The sequence below is a fragment of the Pantoea sp. X-Soil-YNGN-785 genome, assembly GCF_059730585.1.
Map to the genome: position 1 here is coordinate 2,915,141 of NZ_AP035942.1, position 23,295 is coordinate 2,938,435.

Consider the following 23,295-nt stretch of genomic DNA (forward strand, 5'->3'; position numbering starts at 1 on the left):
TCACTCTACGCCGCCTGGCACAAAATGATATGAGGATAATTTGAGGCAGATGGTCGAATTATTTCAACGGACGGTGCAGCGCGTCCGCAGTAACGCCCAAACTTTCGAGGGCTGAAGCCGCCTGCTGACGCAGCTTAGCTATTAACGCCTTGCGGCCGCTTAAGCCCGTCTGCCGGGCCAGGTCGCTTAGCGCATCAGGTGCAGCAACCGCGGCGGCCAGCAGCGGTACGGAGACGGCACTGGCCTCTGCCAGACGCTGCAACACTGGCAGACTCGCCTCCAGTGGCCGCTGCGCCCAGGCAAAACCGACGGCCAGATGGCTATCCTGAGCAGTCAATCCGTCATCTGTGGTCTGATCAAACTGCAGGTCCAGCGCGATATGCTGCCGCAACCGCGACCAGTCACGCGCCAGCTGCTCTGCCGCCCGGCGTGTCAGTGCCTCACCCGCAGCAGAACAGGGCAATATCGCCATCGCTGCGTAGCAGCCGCTGCTGGCTTCGCGCTGACTACCAATTCTTACCAGGGTAAAACCGCAGGCGCGCCAGAACGCCCAGAGTGATTCAGTGTAGCCGAAGCTGACAGAGAGGTAGTCGTGATCGGCAGCCGCATCAGCCGCCGCCGCAACAAGCTGCTGTCCGGTTCCCCGACGACGGCTCTCCGCCGCCACGGCAATCCGGCTGATGCGCTGTGAGCGCAGGATTGCCGCTTCAGCCAGACCGGCGTGCGCTGCCAGCGACTGTGCAACCAGATTGCCACGCGGTCGCCGGGTACCCGCCCAGACCGCCTGCGCCAGCTCAGGTTCAAGACCGCCCTCCTCCACCAGCCAGAGCGCACCCTGTAACGCGGTTGTATCTCCCGCCCGCCACAGCTGCATACCGGGTGCATCCAGCAGGCGGCGCAGATCAAGCGGCGACGTGCGGTAGTGCGCGCTAGCGAGCAGACGATAAGCGGCTTCCAGCGCGCTGAAATCATGACGTTCAATACGGTGCGGTGTTGCCGGAGTATCGGGCGCAGCGGCGGTGGCATCGTCAAACAGCAGCGCCTGGTTCAGCCACTGCTCCAGCGGATCGAAACGTGACCAGCGCAACGGCTCATCCAGCGTGAAATAGTGTGCATCTGCAAGCCCGGCGCAGAATTTAAGGATAAAGCCGCGTCCACTCCCTTCGTAGCCCTGTACGGTAGTGGTGAGCAATACGCGGGGATAGCGGCTGACCAGCGCCTGCAGCAGCGGTGCCGGAATCGCCGCGGCTTCATCTACAATCAGCCAGTCCGCCGGTGGCGGCGTCTCCAGCGCCAGCAGCGCATCGGGTGCCATAAAGTGAAAGTGCTCCCCGGCAAAGGTGGCCAGCACCTCTGTTGAGGCTTTGGCCGGTGCCGTTACCAGACAATGGCTGTTCTGCCGGGCCAGCATACCCGCCAGGGCCGATTTACCCCGTCCACGGGCAGCGGTCAGCACAGCGACACCCGAGGGCAGCATCATCAGCCGATCGAGTATCGCCTGCTGCTGTTGCGGAGCCTGACAGTGCCACTGCGGCCAGTCACGCTGCGCCGGAAAACGGCAGGGCTGATGCTGCCGCTCCAGCAGCACCTGGTCATCTGCCAGGATCAGCTGTTGCAGGTGGTGGACAAAATGAGGTGTTGCGATGGGTTCAGCGACATCTGCCCAGCGCAGGCTGTCGCTGTCAGGCTGTTGCGACCACGCTTGCCAGGATGGGACCAGCAGCAGCAGCCAGCTTCCGGCGGTGAGCGTACCGGCAAGCGCCACGAAAGCCTCGGCATGAAAGCCCTGGCGGGCGTCGAATATCGCATGATGGAATTCGCGTCCCAGCAGCGTGCGTACCGCGCCAGGCTGCCTGTGCAAAGCTGACTCGTCAGAGAATAGCGGCGCCGAACTCAGCGCCAGCCAGTCGCCTGGCAACGCTTCACGCCATGCCGCAGCCCGATCTAAGCACCAGGCCGGGTCGCCGCTGATGACTGCCAGACGACGCACACCGGCCTGTTGCATAAGCTGCGTTGGGATCATCAGTTGCTGGCGAAGGTGTTGCACTGTCCTGGATCGCCACCATCAAACCCGCGCTTAAACCAGGTGTAGCGCTGCTCAGAGGTGCCGTGGGTGAAGCTGTCCGGCACGACGCGGCCCTGGCCTTTCTGCTGCAGACGGTCATCGCCAATCGCCTCAGCGGCATTCAGCGCTTCCTGCAGATCGCCCGCTTCAAGGATGTTTTCCTTCTGCATATAGTGTCCCCAGACACCGGCAAAACAGTCCGCCTGCAGTTCCATTTTCACGGAGAGCTGATTCACCTGCTTTTCGCTGGCACCCTGCTGCATTTCACGCACTTTCGGCTCAATGCCCAGCAGTTTCTGTACATGATGGCCCACTTCATGCGCGACGACGTAGCCCTGAGCGAAGTCACCGCCTGCGCCCAGCTTAGTTTTCATCTCGTCATAGAAAGAGAGGTCAATATAGGCAGTCTGATCGGCAGGACAGTAGAACGGTCCCATCACCGACTGCCCGGTTCCGCAGCCGGTGCGGGTTGCACCGCGATACATCACCAGCTTCGGCGCCACATACTGTTTGTTCATCTGCTGGAACAGCTTGCCCCAGGTGTCTTCCGTGGTGGCCAGAATCACTTTCGTGAATTTCGCGGCCTCGTCATCATTGGCACTGACGCTGCGCTGTTGCTGCTGGCTGGTCGGTGCGACGTCACCCCCCGTCAGCAGTCCGGTCAGGTCATATCCGTAATAACCGGCGACTGCCACCACGATCAGCAACACGATACCGCCTTTGCCACGCGGCAGACGAATCTGGCGGCCTCCGCCACCTAAACCGGACGATTGATCGCGACGGTCCTCTACATTGTCGCTTTCGCGACGCCCTTGCCAGCGCATGCTGTATTCCCTCAGTCATTTTTTCAGATGGCATGATTTTAGTTGCGTGACGGAGCAATCACCAGCTTTACCCTGAAATGAAAAGAGGAGAGCCGGGGCTCTCCTCTTTCTTTGTGCTTTCTTTGTGCGCTAAAGACAAACTCAGTCGAGTTTTACGCCCAATCGCTGTGCCACCGCTTCATAGGCTTCAACCACGCCGCCAAGGCTCTGACGGAAACGGTCTTTGTCCATTTTATCCAGCGTCTCTTTGTCCCACAGGCGCGCACCGTCTGGTGAAAACTCATCGCCCAGCGTCACTTCGCCGTTAAACAGACCAAATTCCAGTTTGAAGTCGACCAGAATCAGGCCCGCATCGTCGAACAGTTTGCTCAGCACGTCGTTGGCTTTAAAGGTCAGCTCCTGCATCCGCGCCAGGTTCTGTTTGCTGACCCAGCCAAAGGTTTCGCAGTAGGATTCGTTGACCATCGGGTCGTGCTTTGCATCATCTTTCAGGAAAAGATCAAACAGCGGCGGATTGAGCACAATGCCCTCTTCCACGCCCAGACGCTTTACCAGCGAGCCTGCAGCACGGTTACGCACCACGCACTCGACCGGCACCATCTCCAGCTTCTTCACCAGCGCTTCGGTATCGGACAGCAGCGCTTCCATCTGGGTCGGGATACCTGCTTCCTGCAATTTGGTCATGATGAAGTGGTTAAACTTGTTGTTAACCATTCCCTTGCGATCAAACTGCTCGATTCGGGCGCCATCACCTGCTGACGTATCGTTGCGGAATTCGAGTATCAGCAGATCCGGGTTATCGGTGCTGTATACGGTTTTCGCTTTACCGCGATACAACTCAGCTCGCTTTTGCATCTTGTTCACTCCAGACTTGAAATAACGGGTGTTCAGCGACCAGTGCCGCTGCGGCGATTGCCTTGACGCAATCGTTTACTTCGCCGCGCGCTATTATGCCAAAAACAAAATAAAAAGGCCGGAGAATCTCCGGCCTGAGGCAACTTTATTTGTTCAGCGCCGCCTGGAACACGGCCACCAGCGCATCGTTCTGCGACTGAGTCAGCACATGCCCTTTCGGGTCAATGAATTGCAGACTGGTACGGTTGTCGAGATCGCCGACCTGCACTTTGTAATCACCGTTTGGTAATTCCGGATCTTTTGCACCGACTGAATCCCAGTCGCTGCTGCCCGGTGACTTGTAGGTCACCTTCATGCTGCCGGTTGAGCGGGTGGTATCGGTCACTTCCATCCCGACGCGTTTCATCGCATCTGGCAGACGCTGCCATGCCACGTTGTATGGCGTACGCAGGATCAGCATTGGCAGACCGGTGTCATCTGCGCCGCTCTGCACATCAATAGCGCCACTTACCCGGCCTGATGCCGCGTTTTCACTGGCGGTATCAATTTTGTCCAGACCGGTGCTGATTTCATTCAGCATCTGCGCGGTGTAACGCTGGATCTGCACAGGTGACGTAATGGTTTTACCATCCTGCTGCAGCTCCAGCAGACGCACGGTAAGCTGCTGCTGATAGCTCTGCGACTGCACGCTGATCTGATAGCGGCCACGATACTGCTGATCTTCATCAGCACGGTTCCACTGCACCCAGTCGGTCGTCAGCTGCTGACCGGCATCGTTGCGTGAAGCAATCGGGAATTTGTTTGACTCAACGACGTTAACGACCCGTGACCAGACTGAACCGCGGCTGTTATCGATCATCAGCGCACCGGTATTGTTACTGAACTGCGCGCGGGTCCCGTTCATCAGCGCCAGCGGCTGAGCTGGCGGACGAATGTCAAGCTGCTTACCGGTGGGTGCCTGGCTGCTGGTGCGCGGCACATCATAGTCACCACGCTGAACCGGCAGGATCATACCGGCTGGCGCTTTCAGTTCACTTAACTGGCTGGCTTCAAGATAAGATTCGTCACCGCTGACCTGGCGCTTATAACGCTGATCGCTTGAACAGGCCGACAACAGCATCAGAGTAGAAAGCCCGACTACTGTGGCTACTGTTGACCGCTTTACTGAGTAATTCATTCAAACTCCCTAAATTATCGCAAACCCGCTTTCACCAGCGCCTGCTCCACTTTCGGCTGGCCGGCTGCAGTCAGTGGCGTCATTGGCAGACGCAGCGTGTCGTTAGCGATTAATCCTAGCTGTTTCGCAGCCCATTTCACCGGGATAGGATTGGGTTCACAGAAAAGCGTCTGGTGCAGGTGCATCAGACGCTGATTCAGGCGGCGTGCCTCAACGAAATTGCCCTGCTGTGCGAGTTGACACAGCTCGACCATTTCACGTGCAGCCACATTGGCGGTCACCGAAATGACGCCTTTGCCGCCCAGTTGCATAAAGTCCAGCGCAGTCGCGTCATCGCCACTCACCAGAATAAAGTCTTCATTAACCAGCTCTTGGATCTGACTAACCCGCGATAAGTTCCCGGTTGCCTCTTTGATTCCGATAATATTTTTAATTTCGGCCAGGCGGGCAACGGTTTCCGGCAGCATGTCACAACCGGTACGCGAGGGAACGTTATACAGCATCTGCGGCAGGCTGGTGCTATTCGCAATCGCTTTAAAGTGCTGGAACAGCCCTTCCTGCGTGGGGCGGTTATAGTATGGCGTCACAGTCAGACAGCCCACCACGCCGGAATTTTCAAAACGCTTCGTCAGAGAGATGCCTTCAGCGGTGGCATTGGCACCGGTTCCGGCAATCACCGGAATCCGGCCATCGGCCAGTTCCAGGGTCAGCATCACCACATCACCATGTTCTTCATGGCTCAGGGTTGCAGATTCGCCTGTGGTGCCGACGGAAACGATCGCCGCGGTGCCGCTGGCGACGTGATAATCAATCAGTTTTTTCAGACTCGACCGGCAGACATTACCGCTGTCATCCATTGGCGTAACGAGTGCAACAATACTTCCCGTAAACATTGGCGATCCCCTCGACAAACAAGTGCTTCATGGTACGTTTTACACTTAGGGAAAAGCAAGCAAGCCACGCCATTCCCGCGCTTGTCAGCAGTTTTTTTTATGTTTACCTTATGGTTATTAGCGAAAGCAGAGGAAAAGCCATTTTGCCGCAATCTCAGCCCCATCATCTGGTGATCACCGCGCTCGGTGTTGACCGTCCGGGTATCGTCAATACGATTACCCGACACGTCAGCAGCTGCGGTTGCAATATTGAAGATAGCCGTCTTGCCATGCTTGGGGATGAATTCACCTTTATCATGCTGCTGTCAGGCAGCTGGAACGCGATTACGCTGATTGAATCGACGCTGCCGCTGAAAGGCGCAGAGCTGGAGCTGCTGATCGTCATGAAGCGCACCAACGCCGGGGTTCGTCCGCCGATGCCCGATACCGCGTTCATTCAGGTTGAAGTGGCCGACTCGCCGCATATTATTGAACGCTTTACCGATCTTATTGATAAGCATCAGATGAACGTGGCCGAACTGGTGTCGCGCATCACACCCGCGCAACACGATTTGCCACCAACGCTCTATATTCAAATGACCGCCCACAGTCCGACACGAACCAGTGGCACCACTTTTGAGCAGGCTTTTAATAACCTGTGTCAGGAGCTGAATGCCCAGGGAACACTGCGTCTCTACAGTGTGTCTGACGCTGACAACAGCGAATCGGTCAGCGCGGTACGCTAAGCTTTAGTTAATAAACCGGAGTTATTTCTCCACATGCCTGACGCGTGATCGGCTATGTGGTGAAATACCCCCTGATGGTCATATTCCCTCTGGTCGTTTCGGGCCAGATGGTGTATTACCCACAGCCTGAATAAGAAAATGGAGAGATGTGATGAATCCACTGAAAGCCGGAGATACTGCACCTGCATTTAGCCTGCCCGACCAGGACGGCGAACACGTGAATCTGACCGACTTCCAGGGACAGCGCGTTCTGGTGTACTTCTACCCGAAAGCGATGACGCCAGGCTGCACCGTGCAGGCGTGCGGTCTGCGTGACAACATGGATGAGTTGAAAAAAGCGGGCGTGGAAGTCCTGGGCATCAGCACCGACAAACCGGAAAAACTGTCAAAGTTTGTCGAAAAAGAGCTGCTGAACTTCACGCTGCTGTCAGATGAAAATCATGAAGTCTGCCAGGCGTTTGGCGTCTGGGGTGAAAAAACCTTTATGGGGAAAACCTATGACGGTATTCATCGCATCAGCTTCCTGATCGATGCTGAGGGCAGGATTGAGAAAGTGTTTGATAACTTTAAGACCTCGAATCACCACGACATGGTGCTGGATTACGTTAAGTCAGCCTGATGTTGAGGGGCGCGGTAGCCCGACCGCCGCGCCCTGCTTATCTTCTTTCCCTTCACGCTTGCCTGCCGTAAAAAACATCTGCTCTTTGTGCGATTAAGTCGTGCGATTAAGCTGTGGCGACGATCACGCAGTTTCGCCCGGCATTTTTCGCCGCGTAGAGCGCTGCATCCGCCTGTTTCAGACTCGTTTCCAGCCCGGCATCCTGGGTGCCGTTCCATGCTGCAACGCCAATAGACAAGGTAATTCGTCCTACATCCGTGAGCCAGGCTTCGGCAATACCCAGCCGTACGCGCTCTGCGATGATCTGTGCCTCATCCAGGGCCGTGCCCGGCAGCAGCATCAGAAATTCCTCTCCACCGTTGCGACATACCACATCAGACTGACGGGCGCTGGCACGCAGCGTGCTCGCCACCTGCTGAATCACCCGGTCACCGACATCATGACCCCAGCTGTCGTTGACGTTTTTAAAGTGGTCGATATCCAGAGCCAGCACCGAGAAAGGCTGGCGCAGGGTGCGGTAATACTCCAGCACCGCATTCAGACCACGGCGATTCAGCAACTGGGTCAGTGGATCGGTCTGCGCTTCCGAGCTAAGACGGCCAATTTTGTCCTGCACCAGACCAATACCGGTGAGCAGTGCACGTTTGACCTGAGCCGCCTCAAAATACCAGGCGGTGATACCACCAATCTCTTTTGATACCCCCTGCGCATCCATCCGGCTGGCTTTGCGGGCCAGCTGGAAGAGTGGCCGGGCGATCAGCCGCGCCAGCACCACGGCCACCAGCAGAGTCAGCAGCGCGAACGGCACCGAATTTTTCAGGACTTTCATTAACAGGCCCGACAGCGGATCCAGCGTGACGTTAATCGGCTTCAGAGCCACCACCGTCCAGCCGGTAGTCGGCACGATCGCAAAGCCCGCCAGTTGAGCTGACTCACCCGGACCGGCAAGCATCAGCGAGCCATTGGTCTGCTCGTCACGCGGACTGACGATGGCCGGCAGCGTTTTACCCACCAGCTGCCGGTTCTGGTGATACAACACCTCATTATTGCTGTCGAGCACATAGACCGTGGTGCCATCCCGGTAAAATTGCTCACCCAGCAGCGCATTCAGAATGCTTTTTTTCTTCAGATAGATGGTGCCGCCGATGTAGCCCAGGTAGTCGCCATCGGCACTCCAGACGGGCCAGGAGATAAACACCAGCAGATTGTTGGCGGCAGAGAGCGTGGGTTTACTGATGCTCGGCTGCCGCAGGGTCAGCGCTTCCCGTGAGGCGTCGCTGGTCAGGTGCATGCCTTTCAGGGTCAGCGACTCAGGCGAAATCGCCTTGATCACGCCCTGCGCATCCACTATCGCCACTGAGTTGAAACTGCTGGTCTGCTCGCGCAGGCGGCTGACTTCGCTTTCCAGCAGCGCCTCATTATTAAAGTCGCGGCTGAGCTGATTAGCGCTGTAGTGCAGCTGTGACTGCGCCAGCTGAAAGAAAATCTCACTGGTTGAGGCCAGTTTGGCGGCGTAGGCGCGATTGGCCTCAAGCGTGGTGTCAATCAGCACCTGGCGCTGAACCCGCCAGGTGGCGTAAAGCGTATTCGCGAGCGTGATAACAATGCTGACAATCACCAGCAGGGCGATCAGATTGCGCAAATCGGCCTTGGGCCGAAAGAGCTTTAACATGGCGTCGCCGCCGCGGAGATAAATGTCATGTCGTCAATGCCTGATTATTTTTTTAATGTGTGCCAGAAGCCCTGATATCCGGGCTTAAGTCTACACGGTGTCGGCATTTTTGAGCAGCATTAAGACAAATTTCACGCCTGAGAATCCAGATTTGACCGGCACTAATCGATTAATCCCTGACTATCGTAAAAAGGCCAGGGTCCCGAAAAGCGGCCAATCGCACACTGATGCGAGACCATTCCCTGCCCGGGTTGCCAGCAATGCAGCAAAAAGCCGGGCGGCTCCAGAATAAAGTGAGCCGGCCCGTCGGGATGCAGATCCAGCGCCACCTGATGCGACACGCCTGGCGCAACACAGGCCAGCGTGCCGGCAAAGCGGGCCTGCAGACTGCGATGCAGATGACCGCAGAGCACCCGCTCAACCTGCGGATGGCGGGCGATGATCGCCTCAAGGGCCTCCGGATGACGTAATCGTTGCCGGTCCATATGGGCAATGCCACAGGCAAAAGGAGGATGATGCAGCATCACCAGCGTGGGCTGATCGGCAGCCGCGCTCAGTGCCTGATCCAGCCATTGCAGCTGGTGTTCGTCCAGCTCTCCCCACGGCTGTTGCGGTACGCTGGAATCCAGCGCCAGCAGCCTGACGTCGCCGACGCGAAGCTGCCAGTTCAGGGTGGCCCCCGCCTGCAGATAGGCGTGATGCGGGAAAGCGGCACGCAGCGCCTCGCGATCGTCATGATTGCCCGCCATCAGGTAAAACGGCAGCTGCAGGCGCTGCAGGGCTTCCCGCAGCGTCTGGTACTCTTCAGGTCGGCCAAAATCGACCAGGTCTCCGGTAATCACCACCACATCGGGCCGCGGCTGCAGCGCATTAAGGGTATCGATAACCTGCAGTAATGCCGCATAGGTATCGACCTGTTTGTAAGAGAGGCGGCCATGGGCCTTGATATGCAGATCGCTGATTTGCGCAATCATCGTAGGTTGAACAGACACAACAGACTCCTTAGCAACTGAATTCCAGCGCGGCCTGACTGGTCAGCGACCAGCTGATGCGCTGCCCGGCCTGCCAGATTTCGCGTGCATGACGCTCTACCTGAATGGGGCTATCCAGTCCGATATCGATCAATAAGCGCTGCGAAGCGCCGAGGAAGGTGCTGCCCACCACTACGCCGCGCTGGGGATAGCGCGTGTCGTCGGCCAGCAGCACATCTTCCGGGCGGCAAAAACGCAGGGGCTGACCATGGAGATCGTGCGCAATGCAGTTAATGGCACCCACAAAGTCGGCCACAAAACGGGAGGCCGGGCGCTGATAGATGCCCTGCGGCGTATCGAGCTGCACCAGACGGCCCTGCTCCATCACCGCGATACGATCGCCCAGCGCCATCGCCTCCTGCTGATCGTGCGTGACGTAAACGGCAGTGATCGCCAGCCGCTTGAGCAGTGCGCCGATCTCCAGCCGCAGTCGATCGCGCAGCCTGGCATCAAGCGCCGCCAGCGGCTCATCAAACAGCAGCACTTTAGGCCGGGCGGCCAGCGCGCGAGCCAGTGCCACCCGCTGCTTCTGCCCGCCGGACAATTTATCTATCGCGCGATGTGACAGATGCGTCAGATCCACCAGCGCCAGCATTTCTGCCACCCGCGCCTCACGTTCGGCTCGCGGCACGCCCTGCACCTTCAGGCCATAGGCGACGTTCTGCGCCACGTTGAGCGTCGGGAACAGCGCGTAGTTCTGGAACACCATGCCAACGCTGCGTTTCTCAATCGGCAGCGCGGTAACGTTCCGCTGATCAAACCAGACTTCCCCTGGCGCATCGCTGCTTTCCAGACCGCTAATGATACGCAACAGTGTGGTTTTTCCGCAGCCGGATGGCCCCAGCAGCACCAGCGTTTCTCCGGCGTGGACCCGCAGATCGAGCGGATGCAGCGCGACCTGCTGATTGAAGCGACGCGAGCAGTGGCGCAGCGTCACGTTGACGGCCTCTTTCATAGAGTTTCCTCTCTCTGCTGCCGCCCTGATTGCCGTTCCAGCCAGTGATTACAGGCATTGAGCAATAGCAGCAGCGGTAAAATCATCATGATAAAAATCAGGGTGTAGGCGGATCCGACTTCCAGCCGCATCGAGGTGTAGCTGTCGGCCAGCCCGACAGGCAGGGTTTTGGTCAGGGGCGTGTGCAGCATCCAGGTGATGTTGAACTCCCCTACCGACAGCGTAATCACCATAAACGCACCCGCCAGAATGCCATTGCGACAGTTCGGGACGACCACGGTAAAGAAGCGACGCCAGAAGCTCGCCCCCAGGCTCGCGGCGGCCTCTTCCAGCCGCGGCAGATCAATCGCCTGCATTACCGACAGCACCGGTCGGATCATAAAGGGCAGCGTAAAAAGCACATGGCCGATCAGGATGAAGAGCCAGCTGTCGCGCAGTGCGCTGAACTGACCATAAAGCAGAATGATACCCAGCGCGGTTGCGAGGCCCGGCAACGCAACCGGCAGCATCAGGCACTCCTCAATGCGTGAGGCCCAGCGTGACGGTGACTTCAGTAAGCCCCAGGCGGCGGGCACACCCACGATGACCGTCACCGCCAGACAGCTCAGGGCGATCAGCAGCGACAGCCAGAAGGTGTCGGCATACATCTGCCATACCTGCTCCACCCACTTCAGCGTCAGCCCGCTGCGCAGGCCCGCGAAGTAGTTCTGCGTGACGCCCGCCAGCATTGAGAGCACCACCGGCACGATCATAAACAGCGCGGTGAGGCTGGTGATCGCCACCTGCAGCCAGAACAGACCCCGGCGCTTCATGATGAACGCGCCTTCCGGCATGCAAGCCCATTAGCCAGCATCAGCGCCAGCCAGGCCACCGCGCCCATCACCACCGAGAGTGCCGCCGCGGTGGCAAAGTTGGCGTAATTAGTGAACTCGCCGTAAATGGTCAGCGGCAGCACGGCCAGCTCTGTGCCCAGGGTAAAGGCGGTGCCAAAAGCCCCCATGCTGGTGGCGAAACAGAGCGCGCCACAGGAGAGCAGCGCTGGTTTCAGCCCCGGAATGATCACGTCGATGATGATGCGCCACTGGCTGGCTCCCAGCGAACGGGCCGCCTCCTCCAGCGATCGATCCAGCTTCTCACTCGCCGCCACCAATGTCACGATGGCGCGCGGCAGCGAAAAATAGAGATAGCCAATGAATAAGCCGCTGAGCGAATAGGCGAAAACCCAGCGCTCATGAAACAGGCTGAGGCTGAGTTGCGCCAGCACACCCTGACGCCCCGCCAGCATCACCATCAGAAATCCCACCACCACGCCCGGAAAAGCCAGCGGGAAGGTCAGCAGTGCCAGCAGCGTGCCGCGCCCGGTAAAGCGCTGCCGCGCCAGAAAGCAGCCGACTACCGCCGCAATCAGCAACGTCACCAGCGTGACCGCCGCCGAGAGCAGCACGGTGTTCAGCAGGCTTTGCAGATACTGCGGCTGACTGATAACTGTCCAATAGCCGCTGTGGTGCGTGGTACGATCCTCCGTCATGCCGATCTGCAACAGGCGGGCAAACGGCAGTAGCCAGAAGGCCGCAAAGAAGAGCAGCGCAGGCAGCAGCATCCACGGCCAGTTCGCCCCCAGCGGCCGGAGCCGCTGGCGAACCGGCCCGCCAGCGGCAGACAGGTTGATTTCTGACAGTGACATCAGCGAATCTCACTCAGATAACGCGCGGAGAAGCCTTTCTGCGCATCGGCCATCTGCTGATAATCGACCGTGTGGGCGCGCGCATAATCGCTATCAGGCAGGAAATATTTTTTCGCCTCGGGTGACATCGCTCCCGCCCGCACCGGACGCAGCCAGGCATTGGCCCAGATAGCCTGACCGGCATCTGACAGCACGAAATCAATCACTTTCTTACCGTTGGCCGGATGCGGCGCATTCTTCACCAGGCTGATGACGTAAGGCACCGTGACTGTTCCCTCGCTCGGGATCACAAACTCAACGTTGGCGTGATCTTTGTAGCGGGCGCGATAGGCGTTGAAGTCATAGTCGATCAGAATCGGGATTTCGCCCGAAATCAGACGCGCATAGGCGGTCTGCTTAGGCACAATTGGCTGGTTGCGCTGCAGCGCCTTAAACCAGTTAATCGCCGGGGTGAAATCATGCAGGCTGCCGCCTTTGGCCTGATTCACCGCGACCGCTGCGACATAGCCTACAAAGGCGCTGGCCGGATCGAGATAGCCCACCATGCCTTTATATTCCGGCTTCAGCAGATCATCCCAGGCGCGCGGCACCGGCGCGCCACCCAGCGCATCGACATTAACCATAAAGCCCATGGTCCCGGAGTGCAACGCCACCCACTTGCCATTGGGATCTTTCATGTCTGCCGGAATCTCATCCCAGTTAGCCGGTTTATAAGCGCTGACCACGTCGGCACTGACGGCCTGAATACCAAAGCTGACGCCGTAATAGACCACGTCGGCGACCGGATTGTTTTTCTCCGCCACCAGCTGCGCCAGTGCCTGACCTGAGTTTTTATTATCCTGCGGCACATGGATGCCGGTCGCTTTTTCAATCGCCTGAAGCTGCGTGGCCCAGTCGGCCCACTCTGGCGGGCAGTTATAGCAGATGGCATTTTCCGCCGCCTGCGCCCACGAACTGGTAAGCGAGCATCCGGCCAGCAGCGCAGCGCTGGCGACCTGTCTGATATTAAGGTTGAGTGACATGATGTTTCCCTGAAATAGAACCATGAAATGCCGGGGCGATACTCTCCCCGAGCCGTAAATGATGGGCCAGCAAGTGGGTTTTGCCGCCCGGATTCAGAAGCAGATCGATGGCGCGCGTGCCCATCAGCGCAATCGGCTGCACCACGCTGGCCAGTGACGGTGAAAGCTGTTCACCCAGCTCAATGCCGTCGAAGCCGATGACTGACAATTGATTGGGTACGCTGATACCGGCACGCGCAGCCGCCCCCAGCAGGCTGATAGCCAGCAGATCATTACTGCAAATCACGGCGGTCAGCGGCGAAGGGGCATTCATCAGGGGCAGCAGCAGCCGGAAGTCGGACTGAATATGGCTGGGCATCTCAATCATCGCCCGCGGCTGGAGACCGGCCTGCTGCATCGCCTCGCAGTAGCCAAGGTAGCGCAGACGCGCACGGTCAGATTGCTGCATAGGTCCAGCGGCCATCACGATGTGGCGATGGCCGAGGGCGATAAGATGGGCAGTCGCTTCCGCCATCGCTTTACGGTTATCGACGCACAGCGCGGGCCAGTCGTGTTGTTGCGGCACGTTGTGGGTCAGCACGAAGGGCATCTTTGCTGCCGCCAGCGTCGGCAGCAGCGCACTGCGGTCGGCGTCTGCCACCGTCAGAACCAGACCGGCGACACGCTGGTGCAGCATATGTTCGACAATGGCCGCTTCCCGCTCAGCCTGATAATCACTGGTTGCCACCAGCAGCGCATACCCAGCCTGACGGGCCTGCTGCTCCATGGCCTGCAGTTGCAGGGCAAAAACCGGATTAAGCAGTGAAGGCAGCAGTACGCCAAGCGTGGTCGAGTGTTGAGTGCGGAGCTGACGGGCAATATGATTCGGGCGAAAACCGATCTGTTCCGAGGCGGCAAGCACCTTTTGCAGCGTGCCCGGTTTCAGCAGATGAGGATCAGAGAAGGCGCGCGCGGCGGTTGCGCGGGAGACCCCTGCCAGTCGGGCTACGCTGATTAAATCTGTCATCACTGCCTCGTTTATCGTCGATGAGATCGATCTCATTGCGACGTAAACTAGCGGCGTTATATGACAGGCGCATCACGGTAACATGACCGGCAGGTGACAGCGGCAGTGACGCCGCTGCGGGTAATTAAAGCATCAGGAAGGCGTAACCGCTGTTTTCCAGCGTGGCAACGGTGGTGCCGCTGGAGATAGTGTGGGTGACCATCGGATCGATCCAGTTGCGATCGATCTGATGAAACGCCACGGATTGATCACAGATAGTGACCTGAACGCCCGCTTTTTTCAGTTCGCTGATCAGCTTCAGGTTCGGGTTATCCACGCCGTAGGCTTTGCTGAACTGGTCGTTATTCAGCGCTGACGATACCGCGTCGCCGTTGATAGACACCACAAATTTCAGCTGGTCGAGCGGCACACCCGCCGCATAATAGAGGTTGGTGACACGTGCCACACGCTCCAGGCCCAGATTCGGCTTACGAATATCGCCGTCATTGTGGTTAATCTGGAAAACAATTTTATTACTCAGACCCGCAGTGGTGCCGGGTTTAAATGCCGGCGTATCGACATAATGTATTTTGCCGTAGCCTTCAATCGCAGGCGTACTCCAGAAATCAGCGGGCTCAGATTTATTATCTGCCATTTTTCCGCTGACCTTATCGAATAATTCCGGCAACTGTAAAACATTGCCTCCGATAAATCCTGCTACGGCTGCCATCACTACTAACGCTGCTGGACGCATTCACTCTTCTCCCGGTCGTTTAAAACATCAATTACATTGCCAGCCACGCGTACCCCTGGTTTTGCAGGGTTGATACGGTGGTTGGACTGGAAAGCGCATGGATGACTGATTTATCAATCCAGTTATTCGGATAGTGATGGAATGCCACGGACTGATCGCAGACCGAGACTTTCACTCCCGCCTGATTCAGCTCATCAATCAGCTTCAGGTTTGGATTTTCGATGCCATAAAACTGTTTGAAATGGGCGTTATCCAGCATGGCAGGCGTTGCGTCACCGGTGACCGAAACCACAAACTTCAGCTGGTCGGCCGGCACGCCAGAGGCGATATACAAATTCACCACGCGCGCCACACGCTCCAGTCCCAGATTCGGTGCGGTCATCGCGCCGTCGCTGCGGGTAATCTGGAAAACAATTTTGTTGCTCAGGCCCGCCACCGGTTTAAACGCAGCATCAGGCTCGTAATGAATTTTGCCGTAACCTTCAATCGCCGGGGTACTCCAGAATCCAGGCGCTTCCTGTGGCTCGGTTGCAAAATGACGTGTCACTTTGTCGTAAATATCGCCACTCTGTGTGACAGCCGCGCCAACGACGCCGCCAATAATGGCGATTAACGCGTATGAAACAACTGAACGCATAACACTTCTCTCCGGCAAATAATGTCTGTCAGATTCAGGGCTGAATCAGGTCGGCTATCTATACCACAGCGCAGGTTTAATTCTCGCTTCTGTAAATTCAGGTCAACGCGCTATTGATAACCGATGAAATTATTCACTCAGAGAATTAATCGAAGGTTTTCATCATGCAGAAAAAAGAGTCTTAGCCGCAGTGGATCTGACTATCACGAATTTAATCTCTTTCTGTTAAGTTGCTGCGAGAAAATAACAGCCAGGCATAGCTGGAATCAGGAAGAGTGTTGCAAGCGATACGATTTAATTAATCAATGGTGCAGAAACATTTTGCGGCTGAGCGCGGGCTGTTTTTTCAGAGTAGACCTGGAAAAATGCGTGCCATATTCAGTTTTTCTGATTGAATTTACATAACTTTAAAAAAAGAACAATTACACTTCCGGATATCTGTCAGCAGATTCTGCTTTATTCGGTCGAAGCACGACGGGAATAAACAGATAAGTGGCAAATTAGCGGCTCAGGACCCCGGTAAAACCTCGCCGGATTTTTTTCGTTTAACTGCGGTTTAAGTTTGCAGGATGTTCAGTTTTTTTCGTCAAAATCTGCGATCTTGCACAAATTACGCCAGGCACTGGCCAGAAAACGACATTTCTTTCTTTTGATGCTCTGGTTAAGATAGTCCCGAACCGCCGTTATCTGCGAAAAATGGAACATTCCCGCTGCGCACCTGTCCATTTTCAGGGCCTCTCTACAGGATTAAGGCATGTTGAACCGGTTAAAGAAAACGCTGATCGCCGCGCTCCTCCCGACGCTCATTTTTACCACTCTGACACCTGCCATGGCCGATGTCAGTGATTCACTTCCCGATATTGGCACCACGGCCGGTTCGACGCTGTCGATTAATCAGGAACTGCAGATGGGCGACTTCTATGTGCGCCAGCTGCGTGCCAGTGCGCCGCTGATCAACGATCCGCTGCTTAATCAGTATATTAATCAGCTGGGGCAGCGGCTGGTCTCGCATGCTGACTCCGTCAAAACCCCGTTCCACTTCTTTCTGATTCAGAACGATGAGCTCAACGCCTTTGCCTTCTTCGGTGGCAATGTGGTGCTGCACTCAGCGCTGTTCCGCTTTACCGAAAATGAAAGTCAGCTGGCATCCGTGATGGCGCATGAGATATCACACGTCACCCAGCGCCATCTGGCGCGCGCCATGGAAGATCAGAAGCGCAATGCCCCACTCACCTGGGTCGGTGCGCTGGGCTCGATACTGCTGGCGATGGCGAGTCCGCAGGCGGGTATGGCCGCACTGACTGGCACCCTGGCGGGTACGCAGCAGGGGATTATCAGCTTTACGCAGGGCAATGAGCAGGAGGCTGACCGCATCGGCATTCAGGTGCTGCAGCGCGCCGGATTCGATCCCCAGGCGATGCCAAATTTTCTGCAGAAGCTGGCCGATCAGAGCCGCTTCTCCTCCAAGCCACCTGAAATTCTGCTGACGCACCCCCTGCCCGACAGCCGTCTGGCGGATGCCCGCAATCGTGCTAACCAGATGCGCCCGGTCGTCGTGCAGTCCACTGAAGATTTTTACCTGGCGAAGGTGCGTGCGCTGGGGATGTACGCCACCGGGCGTAATCAGCTCACTGACGAACTGCTGAGTCAGTATGCCAGCGGCAATGCCCGTGAACAGCTGGCGTCACAATATGGCAAAGCCATACAGTTTTTACAGGCGAAGAGCTATGCCGATGCGAAGCGGATTATGACGCCACTGCTGGCGAAACAGCCTAATAATATCTGGTTCCTGGATATCATGTCGGACATCGACATCGGCCTGAACCAGCCACAACAGGCGATCGCCCTGCTCACCGCCGCAACCGGTGCCAAAAACAGCCCGGTGGTGCAGCTCAACCTGGCGAACGCCTACGTGGAAGCGAAGCAGTATGCCAGTGCCAGCCGTATTCTGAACCGCTATACCTGGGCCAATAAAGACGATCCCAACGGCTGGGATTTACTGGCACAGGCTTCTGCACAGCAGGGACTGAATGATGAAGAGTTATCTGCGCGTGCAGAGAGTCTGGCGCTGAATGGCCAGCTTGATCAGGCCATCACCGCGTTAGGCAGCGCCAGCGCACAGGTGCCACTCGGCAGCCTGAAGCAGGCGCGCTACGATGCCCGTATCGATCAGCTGCGCCAGTTGCAGCAGCGCTTTAAGCAGTATCAGAAAGGCTAAGCCTGCGTGCTGCCAGCGCCGCTTGAAGAGACAATAAAAGGAGAGTCTGAAATGGTGACGATTTACCACAACCCGCGCTGCAGTAAGAGCCGCGAAACGCTGGCGCTGCTGAACGTCCGCGGCATTGAGCCGGAAGTGGTGCTCTATCTGCAGACGCCGCCCGATCGCGAGACGCTGCAGATTCTGCTACAGAAACTGGGGATGCAGAGTGCACGAGAGTTGATGCGTACCAAAGAGGCGATCTACAGCGAGCTGGCACTCGGCGACAAAAACGAAAGTGCGCTGCTGGATGCGCTGGTAGAAAACCCGGTGCTGATTGAAAGGCCGATTGTGATCAATGGCGATAAAGCGCGGATCGGACGTCCGCCAGAAGCGGTGCTCGACATTATTTAAAGGCCGAGCGTCTCTTTAACGAAGGGAATAGTGAGTTTACGCTGCGCGCTGATCGAGGCGCGATCAAGCCGATCCAGCGTATCAAACAGCGTGCGCATTTCACGATCCAGTCGCTTCAGCAGGAAGCGACCCACATCTTCCGGCAGCTCAAAACCACGTAACCCGGCACGAAGTTGCAGCGCCTGCAGTTTGTCTTCGTCGGAGAGCGGCTGCAGTCGATAGATCTGCCCCCAGTCCAGCCGCGAGGCGAGATCGGGCAGCTGCAGATTCAGCTGACGTGGCGGACGATCGCCGGTAATAAACAGGCGCGTATTGCCGGTTTCCAGAATGCGGTTATAGAGATCGAAGATCGCCATCTCCCACTCCGGTTCGCCTGCAATGCACTCGATGTTATCGATGCAGACCAGTGACAGCTGCTCCATTCCTTCCAGCACTTCCGGCACAAACCAGGTGCGTTTATCCAGCGGAACGTAACCGACCGCTTCGCTGCGCGCGGACATTTCAGCGCACGCGGCGTGCAGCAGATGGCTCCGCCCACCGCCTTCGCGTGACCAGAAGTAGAGATAGCTGCCATGTTGTTGGTTGAGAGCGCCTTTGAGTGCGGCAATCAGCGACGGGTTTTCCCCCGGCCAGAAGCTGGAGAAGGTTTCATCGTCGGGTAAATAGAGTGGCAATGACAATTGTGCCGGCGTGTTCAGAAGCACCTCAGCAAGAGAACAAGCAAAAAATCGGGGGAAGTCTAACACAGTTTTCAGAAAGAGATGAATGGGGCGTCCCTGCCCCGATCCTGTCAGGCGCGCTGCGATCAATGTTCGCGCGGTTCTTCAGCCTCCAGCACCACTTCTTCCGGACGCAACAGCGAGATCACGCGGAAGATCAGCGCCAGGCCAACACCCACGATCGTCGCCAGCGCCATGCCTTTCAGCTCTGCCGCACCGATATGTACCTTCGCCCCGCTGACGCCGATGATCAGGATCACCGAGGTCAGGATCAGATTCTGCGCTTTGTTGTAATCGACTTTGGATTCGATCAACACGCGGATACCGGATGCGCCAATCACGCCATACAGCAGCAGCGACACGCCGCCCATCACCGGCACCGGGATCGCCTGGATCACCGCCGCCAGTTTGCCGACGCAGGAGAGCAGAATCGCCAGAATCGCCGCACCGCCAATCACCCAGGTGCTATAGACGCGGGTAATCGCCATCACGCCGATGTTTTCACCGTAGGTCGTATTCGGCGTCGAACCAAAGAAGCCAGAAATAACGGTGGATAAGCCGTTAGCGAACATTGAACGATGCAGGCCAGGGTCGCGAATCAGATCTTTTTTCACGATGTTGGCCGTAACCACCAGATGACCGATATGCTCGGCAATGACCACCAGCGCCGCAGGCAGAATCGTCAGCATTGCCACCCACTCGAAGCGCGGCGTATAGAAGGTTGGCAGGGCAAACCAGGGGGCTTTGACCACGCCACTCCAGTCAACGATGCCCATAAAGGCAGAGAGCAGATAGCCTGCCACCACACCGACCAGAATCGGGATAATCGCCAGGAAGCCACGGAACAGTACCGAACCGAAGACCGTTACCGCCAGCGTGACCAGCGAAATCAGCACGGTTTTGCTGTCGGGCGCACTGCCTTCAGCGGGCAGCAGGCCAGCCATATTGGCGGCGACACCCGCCAGCTCCAGACCGATGACGGCGACAATCGCGCCCATCGCTGCCGGAGGAAACATTACGTCGAGCCAGCCGGTGCCCGCGCGTTTCACAATCAGCGCCACGATACAGAACAGCACGCCGCACAGGATAAATCCGCCCAGCGCGACCTCGTAACCCAGCGGCAACAGCAGCAGCACCGGCGAGATAAAGGCAAAACTGGAACCGAGGTAGGCAGGAATTTTGCCTTTACAGATAAAAAGATAAATCAGTGTGCCGACACCGTTAAACAACAGCACCGTCGCCGGGTTGATGTGGAACAGAATCGGCACCAGTACCGTGGCACCAAACATGGCAAACAGGTGTTGCAGGCTGAGTGGAATGGTTTGCAGTAACGGCGGCCGTTCACTGACGCCAATGGCGCGACGAGTCATCATTTATCCCCTTATGTTTTGTATCCCCGTGGGTTCGCGCCTCTGGCACAGCAGCAGGCACGCCGGTGCGCCTTGCGGCAGACCGAATCCGTTCGGGGCATTATTTTTGTCAAAAAAAAGCCGACTCTCTGGTCGGCTGTGCGATTTATTTGGTTCCGAAAATCTTGTCCCCGGCATCGCCGAGCCCGGGAATGATATAACCCTTTTCGTTCAGTCCCTGATCCACTGACGCAGTGTAAAGCTCGACGTCAGGATGCGCTTTCTCCAGTGCGGCAATCCCCTCTGGTGCGGCAACCAGAACCAGCACTTTGATGCTGGTGCAGCCCGCTTTCTTCAGCAGGTCGATAGTAGCAATCATGGAGCCACCGGTCGCCAGCATCGGGTCGACCACCAGCGCCAGGCGCTCTTCGATGTTAGAGACCAGCTTCTGGAAATAGGGAACCGGCTCCAGCGTCTCTTCATCACGGTAAACACCCACCACGCTGATACGGGCGCTGGGAACGTGTTCCAGCACCCCTTCCATCATGCCCAGGCCGGCACGCAGGATCGGGACCACCGTGATTTTTTTGCCTTTGATCTGATCGATCTCTACCGGGCCGTTCCAGCCCTCAATGGTGACGCGCTCTGTTTCCAGATCGGCGGTCGCTTCGTAGGTCAGCAGGCTGCCCACTTCAGAGGCCAGCTCGCGAAAACGCTTTGTACTGATATCATGCTCACGCATCAGGCCCAGTTTATGTTTGACCAGCGGGTGTCTGACTTCCACGATCTTCATTGGTGTTCTCCCGGAATGAGTTGAGCTAAAAAAAATCGCGGGATTATACCGCCTTTTGCACGCTGCGCCACCTGGTCTTGCGCAAAGCCGCGGCTTTTACCGGGACAAATAGAGGATTAATGAAAATCGCCCGATGCGCAATGCCGGACTCGCAAACGTTTGCCTGCACTGATAGAATTGCCGCGCTTTATTTTAAACCACCAACCGCAACTCGCGTGGGGACCTCGCAGTGACCGACAAAACCTCTCTCAGTTACAAAGACGCCGGTGTTGATATTGATGCTGGTAACGCTCTGGTTGACCGTATTAAAGGCGTAGTGAAAAAGACGCGTCGCCCGGAAGTGATGGGTGGACTGGGCGGTTTTGGTGCGCTTTGCGCGCTGCCGCAAAAATACCGTGAACCCGTGCTGGTCTCCGGCACCGATGGCGTGGGCACCAAGCTGCGTCTGGCGATGGATCTCAAACGTCACGATGCCATTGGTGTTGACCTGGTCGCGATGTGCGTCAATGACCTGGTGGTTCAGGGCGCTGAGCCGCTCTTCTTCCTCGACTACTACGCCACCGGCAAACTGGATGTGGATACCGCCTCTGCAGTGATCACCGGCATCGCCGAAGGGTGTCTGCAGTCAGGTTGTGCGCTGGTGGGCGGTGAAACCGCTGAGATGCCAGGCATGTATCACGGCGAAGATTACGACGTGGCCGGTTTCTGTGTCGGCGTGGTGGAAAAGTCAGAAATTATCGACGGCAGCAAGGTGCAGGATGGCGACGTACTGATCGCCCTCGGCTCCAGTGGCCCGCACTCCAACGGCTATTCGCTGGTGCGTAAGATTCTGGAAGTCAGCAACACCGATCCGCTGGCTGAACAGCTGGAAGGCAAACCGCTGGCCGATCATCTGCTGGAACCGACCCGCATCTACGTGAAAAATATCCTGAGCCTGATTGAGCAGGTCGATGTGCACGCTATCGCGCACCTGACCGGCGGCGGCTTCTGGGAAAATATCCCGCGAGTCCTGCCCGACAACACCCAGGCTGTCATCGACGAGAAGAGCTGGCAGTGGCCGGCGGTCTTCAGCTGGTTACAGCAGGCGGGCAACGTCAGCCGTTTCGAGATGTATCGTACCTTTAACTGTGGCGTCGGCATGATCATCGCACTGAGCCCGGCAGACGCGGACAAAGCGATTGCGCTGATGCAGGCCGCAGGCGAGAAAGCCTGGAAGCTCGGCGTGATTAAAGCGTCGGATGCCGAAGAGCGTGTGGTCATCAACGGATGAAGAAGCTGGTTGTACTGATTTCCGGCAACGGAAGTAACCTTCAGTCCATCCTTGATGCCTGTAAAAGCGGGCGGATTCACGGCAGCGTCGCTGCCGTGTTCAGTAACCGTGCTGCTGCTTATGGGCTGACGCGGGCGCAGGAGGCGGGGATTCCCGCCCATGCGCTTGCCGCCAGCGACTTCGCTGACCGCGAAGCTTTTGATCGTCAGCTCATCGCTGAAATAGAAGCCTATAGTCCGGATTTGATCGTGCTGGCCGGTTATATGCGCATTCTCAGCAGCGCTTTCGTGGCGCATTTTCACGATCGCCTGCTGAACATCCATCCTTCCCTGCTGCCGAAATATCCAGGACTGCATACGCATCGTCAGGCGCTGGAAAATGGTGACAGCGAACATGGTACTTCCGTGCATTTCGTGACGGATGAACTGGATGGCGGTCCGGTAATCCTGCAGGCTAAAGTCCCGGTCTTTCCTGACGATAGCGAAGCGGAGATTACCGAGCGGGTGCAGCACCAGGAACACGCGATCTATCCGCTGGTGATTGGCTGGTTTGTTGAAGGCCGGCTATTGATGCGTGACGGTAAAGCCTGGCTGGATGGCGAAGCGCTGCCACCACAAGGCTATGCTAACGATTGACGTTCTAAAAGCCGTGACAG

The 23,295-nt window shown here is 57.2% G+C and carries 23 protein-coding genes; 6 read left to right on the forward strand and 17 right to left on the reverse strand.

Going from position 1 to position 23,295, the window contains the following annotated elements:
- Nucleotides 1-58 precede the first annotated feature (58 nt).
- From AC6I8E_RS13500 to dapA, 5 genes are all read right to left on the reverse strand, one after another.
- Nucleotides 59-2,023 carry a tRNA(Met) cytidine acetyltransferase TmcA gene (locus AC6I8E_RS13500; RefSeq protein WP_497824706.1) on the reverse strand — a complete coding sequence of 655 codons (1,965 nt, stop codon included), beginning with the start codon at nucleotides 2,021-2,023 and terminating at the stop codon, nucleotides 59-61.
- A complete protein-coding gene (ypfJ, locus tag AC6I8E_RS13505; protein ID WP_497824096.1) occupies nucleotides 2,023-2,889 on the reverse strand; it encodes a KPN_02809 family neutral zinc metallopeptidase in 867 nt (288 codons plus the stop codon). The genes AC6I8E_RS13500 and ypfJ overlap by 1 nt, the downstream gene beginning before the upstream one ends.
- 141 nt (nucleotides 2,890-3,030) lie before the next feature.
- Entirely contained in the window at nucleotides 3,031-3,744 is a 714-nt protein-coding gene (purC, locus tag AC6I8E_RS13510; protein WP_013358686.1) for a phosphoribosylaminoimidazolesuccinocarboxamide synthase, read from the reverse strand.
- A gap of 145 nt (nucleotides 3,745-3,889) precedes the next feature.
- Nucleotides 3,890-4,921: an outer membrane protein assembly factor BamC gene (bamC, locus tag AC6I8E_RS13515; protein ID WP_013358687.1), complete on the reverse strand. Its 1,032-nt coding sequence runs from the start codon at nucleotides 4,919-4,921 to the stop codon at nucleotides 3,890-3,892.
- 14 nt (nucleotides 4,922-4,935) lie between these two features.
- Nucleotides 4,936-5,814 (reverse strand): 4-hydroxy-tetrahydrodipicolinate synthase, encoded by an 879-nt coding sequence (gene dapA, locus AC6I8E_RS13520; RefSeq protein ID WP_010260008.1) that lies wholly within the window; start codon nucleotides 5,812-5,814, stop codon nucleotides 4,936-4,938.
- A gap of 143 nt (nucleotides 5,815-5,957) precedes the next feature.
- Between dapA and AC6I8E_RS13525 the strand changes: the two genes are divergently transcribed.
- Entirely contained in the window at nucleotides 5,958-6,539 is a 582-nt protein-coding gene (locus AC6I8E_RS13525) for a glycine cleavage system transcriptional repressor (protein ID WP_033783854.1), read from the forward strand.
- Between the two features lie 151 nt (nucleotides 6,540-6,690).
- Nucleotides 6,691-7,158 (forward strand): thioredoxin-dependent thiol peroxidase, encoded by a 468-nt coding sequence (bcp, locus tag AC6I8E_RS13530; RefSeq protein WP_010260016.1) that lies wholly within the window; start codon nucleotides 6,691-6,693, stop codon nucleotides 7,156-7,158.
- Nucleotides 7,159-7,264: 106 nt separating this feature from the next.
- On the opposite strand, the gene AC6I8E_RS13535 is transcribed toward bcp, so the two are convergent.
- The 9 genes from AC6I8E_RS13535 to AC6I8E_RS13575 all read right to left on the reverse strand — a co-directional run bounded on the left by AC6I8E_RS13535 (nucleotide 7,265) and on the right by AC6I8E_RS13575 (nucleotide 15,898).
- Nucleotides 7,265-8,830, reverse strand: a complete 1,566-nt coding sequence (locus AC6I8E_RS13535; protein ID WP_013358689.1) for a sensor domain-containing diguanylate cyclase — start codon at nucleotides 8,828-8,830, stop codon at nucleotides 7,265-7,267.
- Nucleotides 8,831-8,991: 161 nt separating this feature from the next.
- Nucleotides 8,992-9,822, reverse strand: a complete 831-nt coding sequence (locus tag AC6I8E_RS13540) for a phosphodiesterase (RefSeq protein ID WP_095706813.1) — start codon at nucleotides 9,820-9,822, stop codon at nucleotides 8,992-8,994.
- A 10-nt stretch (nucleotides 9,823-9,832) separates the two neighbouring features.
- Nucleotides 9,833-10,816 (reverse strand): ABC transporter ATP-binding protein, encoded by a 984-nt coding sequence (locus AC6I8E_RS13545; RefSeq protein ID WP_095706812.1) that lies wholly within the window; start codon nucleotides 10,814-10,816, stop codon nucleotides 9,833-9,835.
- Nucleotides 10,813-11,628, reverse strand: a complete 816-nt coding sequence (locus AC6I8E_RS13550; RefSeq protein WP_041457249.1) for an ABC transporter permease — start codon at nucleotides 11,626-11,628, stop codon at nucleotides 10,813-10,815. Before AC6I8E_RS13550 ends, AC6I8E_RS13545 begins: the two co-directional genes overlap by 4 nt.
- Nucleotides 11,625-12,500, reverse strand: a complete 876-nt coding sequence (locus AC6I8E_RS13555; RefSeq protein ID WP_013358693.1) for an ABC transporter permease — start codon at nucleotides 12,498-12,500, stop codon at nucleotides 11,625-11,627. The genes AC6I8E_RS13550 and AC6I8E_RS13555 overlap by 4 nt, the downstream gene beginning before the upstream one ends.
- Nucleotides 12,500-13,522 (reverse strand): ABC transporter substrate-binding protein, encoded by a 1,023-nt coding sequence (locus tag AC6I8E_RS13560; RefSeq protein WP_147789513.1) that lies wholly within the window; start codon nucleotides 13,520-13,522, stop codon nucleotides 12,500-12,502. Before AC6I8E_RS13560 ends, AC6I8E_RS13555 begins: the two co-directional genes overlap by 1 nt.
- Nucleotides 13,506-14,528, reverse strand: coding sequence for a LacI family DNA-binding transcriptional regulator (locus AC6I8E_RS13565; protein WP_147789514.1), 1,023 nt, complete (start codon nucleotides 14,526-14,528; stop codon nucleotides 13,506-13,508). Before AC6I8E_RS13565 ends, AC6I8E_RS13560 begins: the two co-directional genes overlap by 17 nt.
- A 124-nt stretch (nucleotides 14,529-14,652) precedes the next feature.
- Entirely contained in the window at nucleotides 14,653-15,261 is a 609-nt protein-coding gene (locus tag AC6I8E_RS13570) for a DsrE family protein (protein WP_147789515.1), read from the reverse strand.
- 31 nt (nucleotides 15,262-15,292) lie between these two features.
- Nucleotides 15,293-15,898 carry a DsrE family protein gene (locus AC6I8E_RS13575; RefSeq protein WP_033783862.1) on the reverse strand — a complete coding sequence of 202 codons (606 nt, stop codon included), beginning with the start codon at nucleotides 15,896-15,898 and terminating at the stop codon, nucleotides 15,293-15,295.
- A 754-nt stretch (nucleotides 15,899-16,652) separates the two neighbouring features.
- Between AC6I8E_RS13575 and bepA the strand changes: the two genes are divergently transcribed.
- Together bepA and arsC are read left to right on the forward strand one after the other, a co-directional pair.
- Entirely contained in the window at nucleotides 16,653-18,116 is a 1,464-nt protein-coding gene (gene bepA, locus AC6I8E_RS13580) for a beta-barrel assembly-enhancing protease (RefSeq protein WP_095706809.1), read from the forward strand.
- A gap of 51 nt (nucleotides 18,117-18,167) precedes the next feature.
- A complete protein-coding gene (arsC, locus tag AC6I8E_RS13585; RefSeq protein ID WP_095706808.1) occupies nucleotides 18,168-18,509 on the forward strand; it encodes an arsenate reductase (glutaredoxin) in 342 nt (113 codons plus the stop codon).
- Here arsC and hda read toward each other — a convergent pair.
- From hda to upp, 3 genes are all read right to left on the reverse strand, one after another.
- Complete coding sequence (gene hda / locus AC6I8E_RS13590; protein ID WP_195719715.1) at nucleotides 18,506-19,207, reverse strand: DnaA inactivator Hda; 702 nt, start codon at nucleotides 19,205-19,207, stop codon at nucleotides 18,506-18,508. The two genes, arsC and hda, sit on opposite strands and share 4 nt — an antisense overlap.
- Nucleotides 19,208-19,314: 107 nt before the next feature.
- On the reverse strand, nucleotides 19,315-20,598 hold the full coding sequence (gene uraA, locus AC6I8E_RS13595) for a uracil permease (protein WP_033733504.1): 1,284 nt from the start codon (nucleotides 20,596-20,598) through the stop codon (nucleotides 19,315-19,317).
- Between the two features lie 145 nt (nucleotides 20,599-20,743).
- Nucleotides 20,744-21,370, reverse strand: a complete 627-nt coding sequence (gene upp / locus AC6I8E_RS13600) for a uracil phosphoribosyltransferase (protein WP_009088774.1) — start codon at nucleotides 21,368-21,370, stop codon at nucleotides 20,744-20,746.
- A gap of 229 nt (nucleotides 21,371-21,599) precedes the next feature.
- Between upp and purM the strand changes: the two genes are divergently transcribed.
- Nucleotides 21,600-22,640 carry a phosphoribosylformylglycinamidine cyclo-ligase gene (purM, locus tag AC6I8E_RS13605; RefSeq protein WP_033783865.1) on the forward strand — a complete coding sequence of 347 codons (1,041 nt, stop codon included), beginning with the start codon at nucleotides 21,600-21,602 and terminating at the stop codon, nucleotides 22,638-22,640.
- Nucleotides 22,637-23,275, forward strand: a complete 639-nt coding sequence (gene purN, locus AC6I8E_RS13610) for a phosphoribosylglycinamide formyltransferase (protein ID WP_313678314.1) — start codon at nucleotides 22,637-22,639, stop codon at nucleotides 23,273-23,275. The genes purM and purN overlap by 4 nt, the downstream gene beginning before the upstream one ends.
- Nucleotides 23,276-23,295 lie beyond the last annotated feature (20 nt).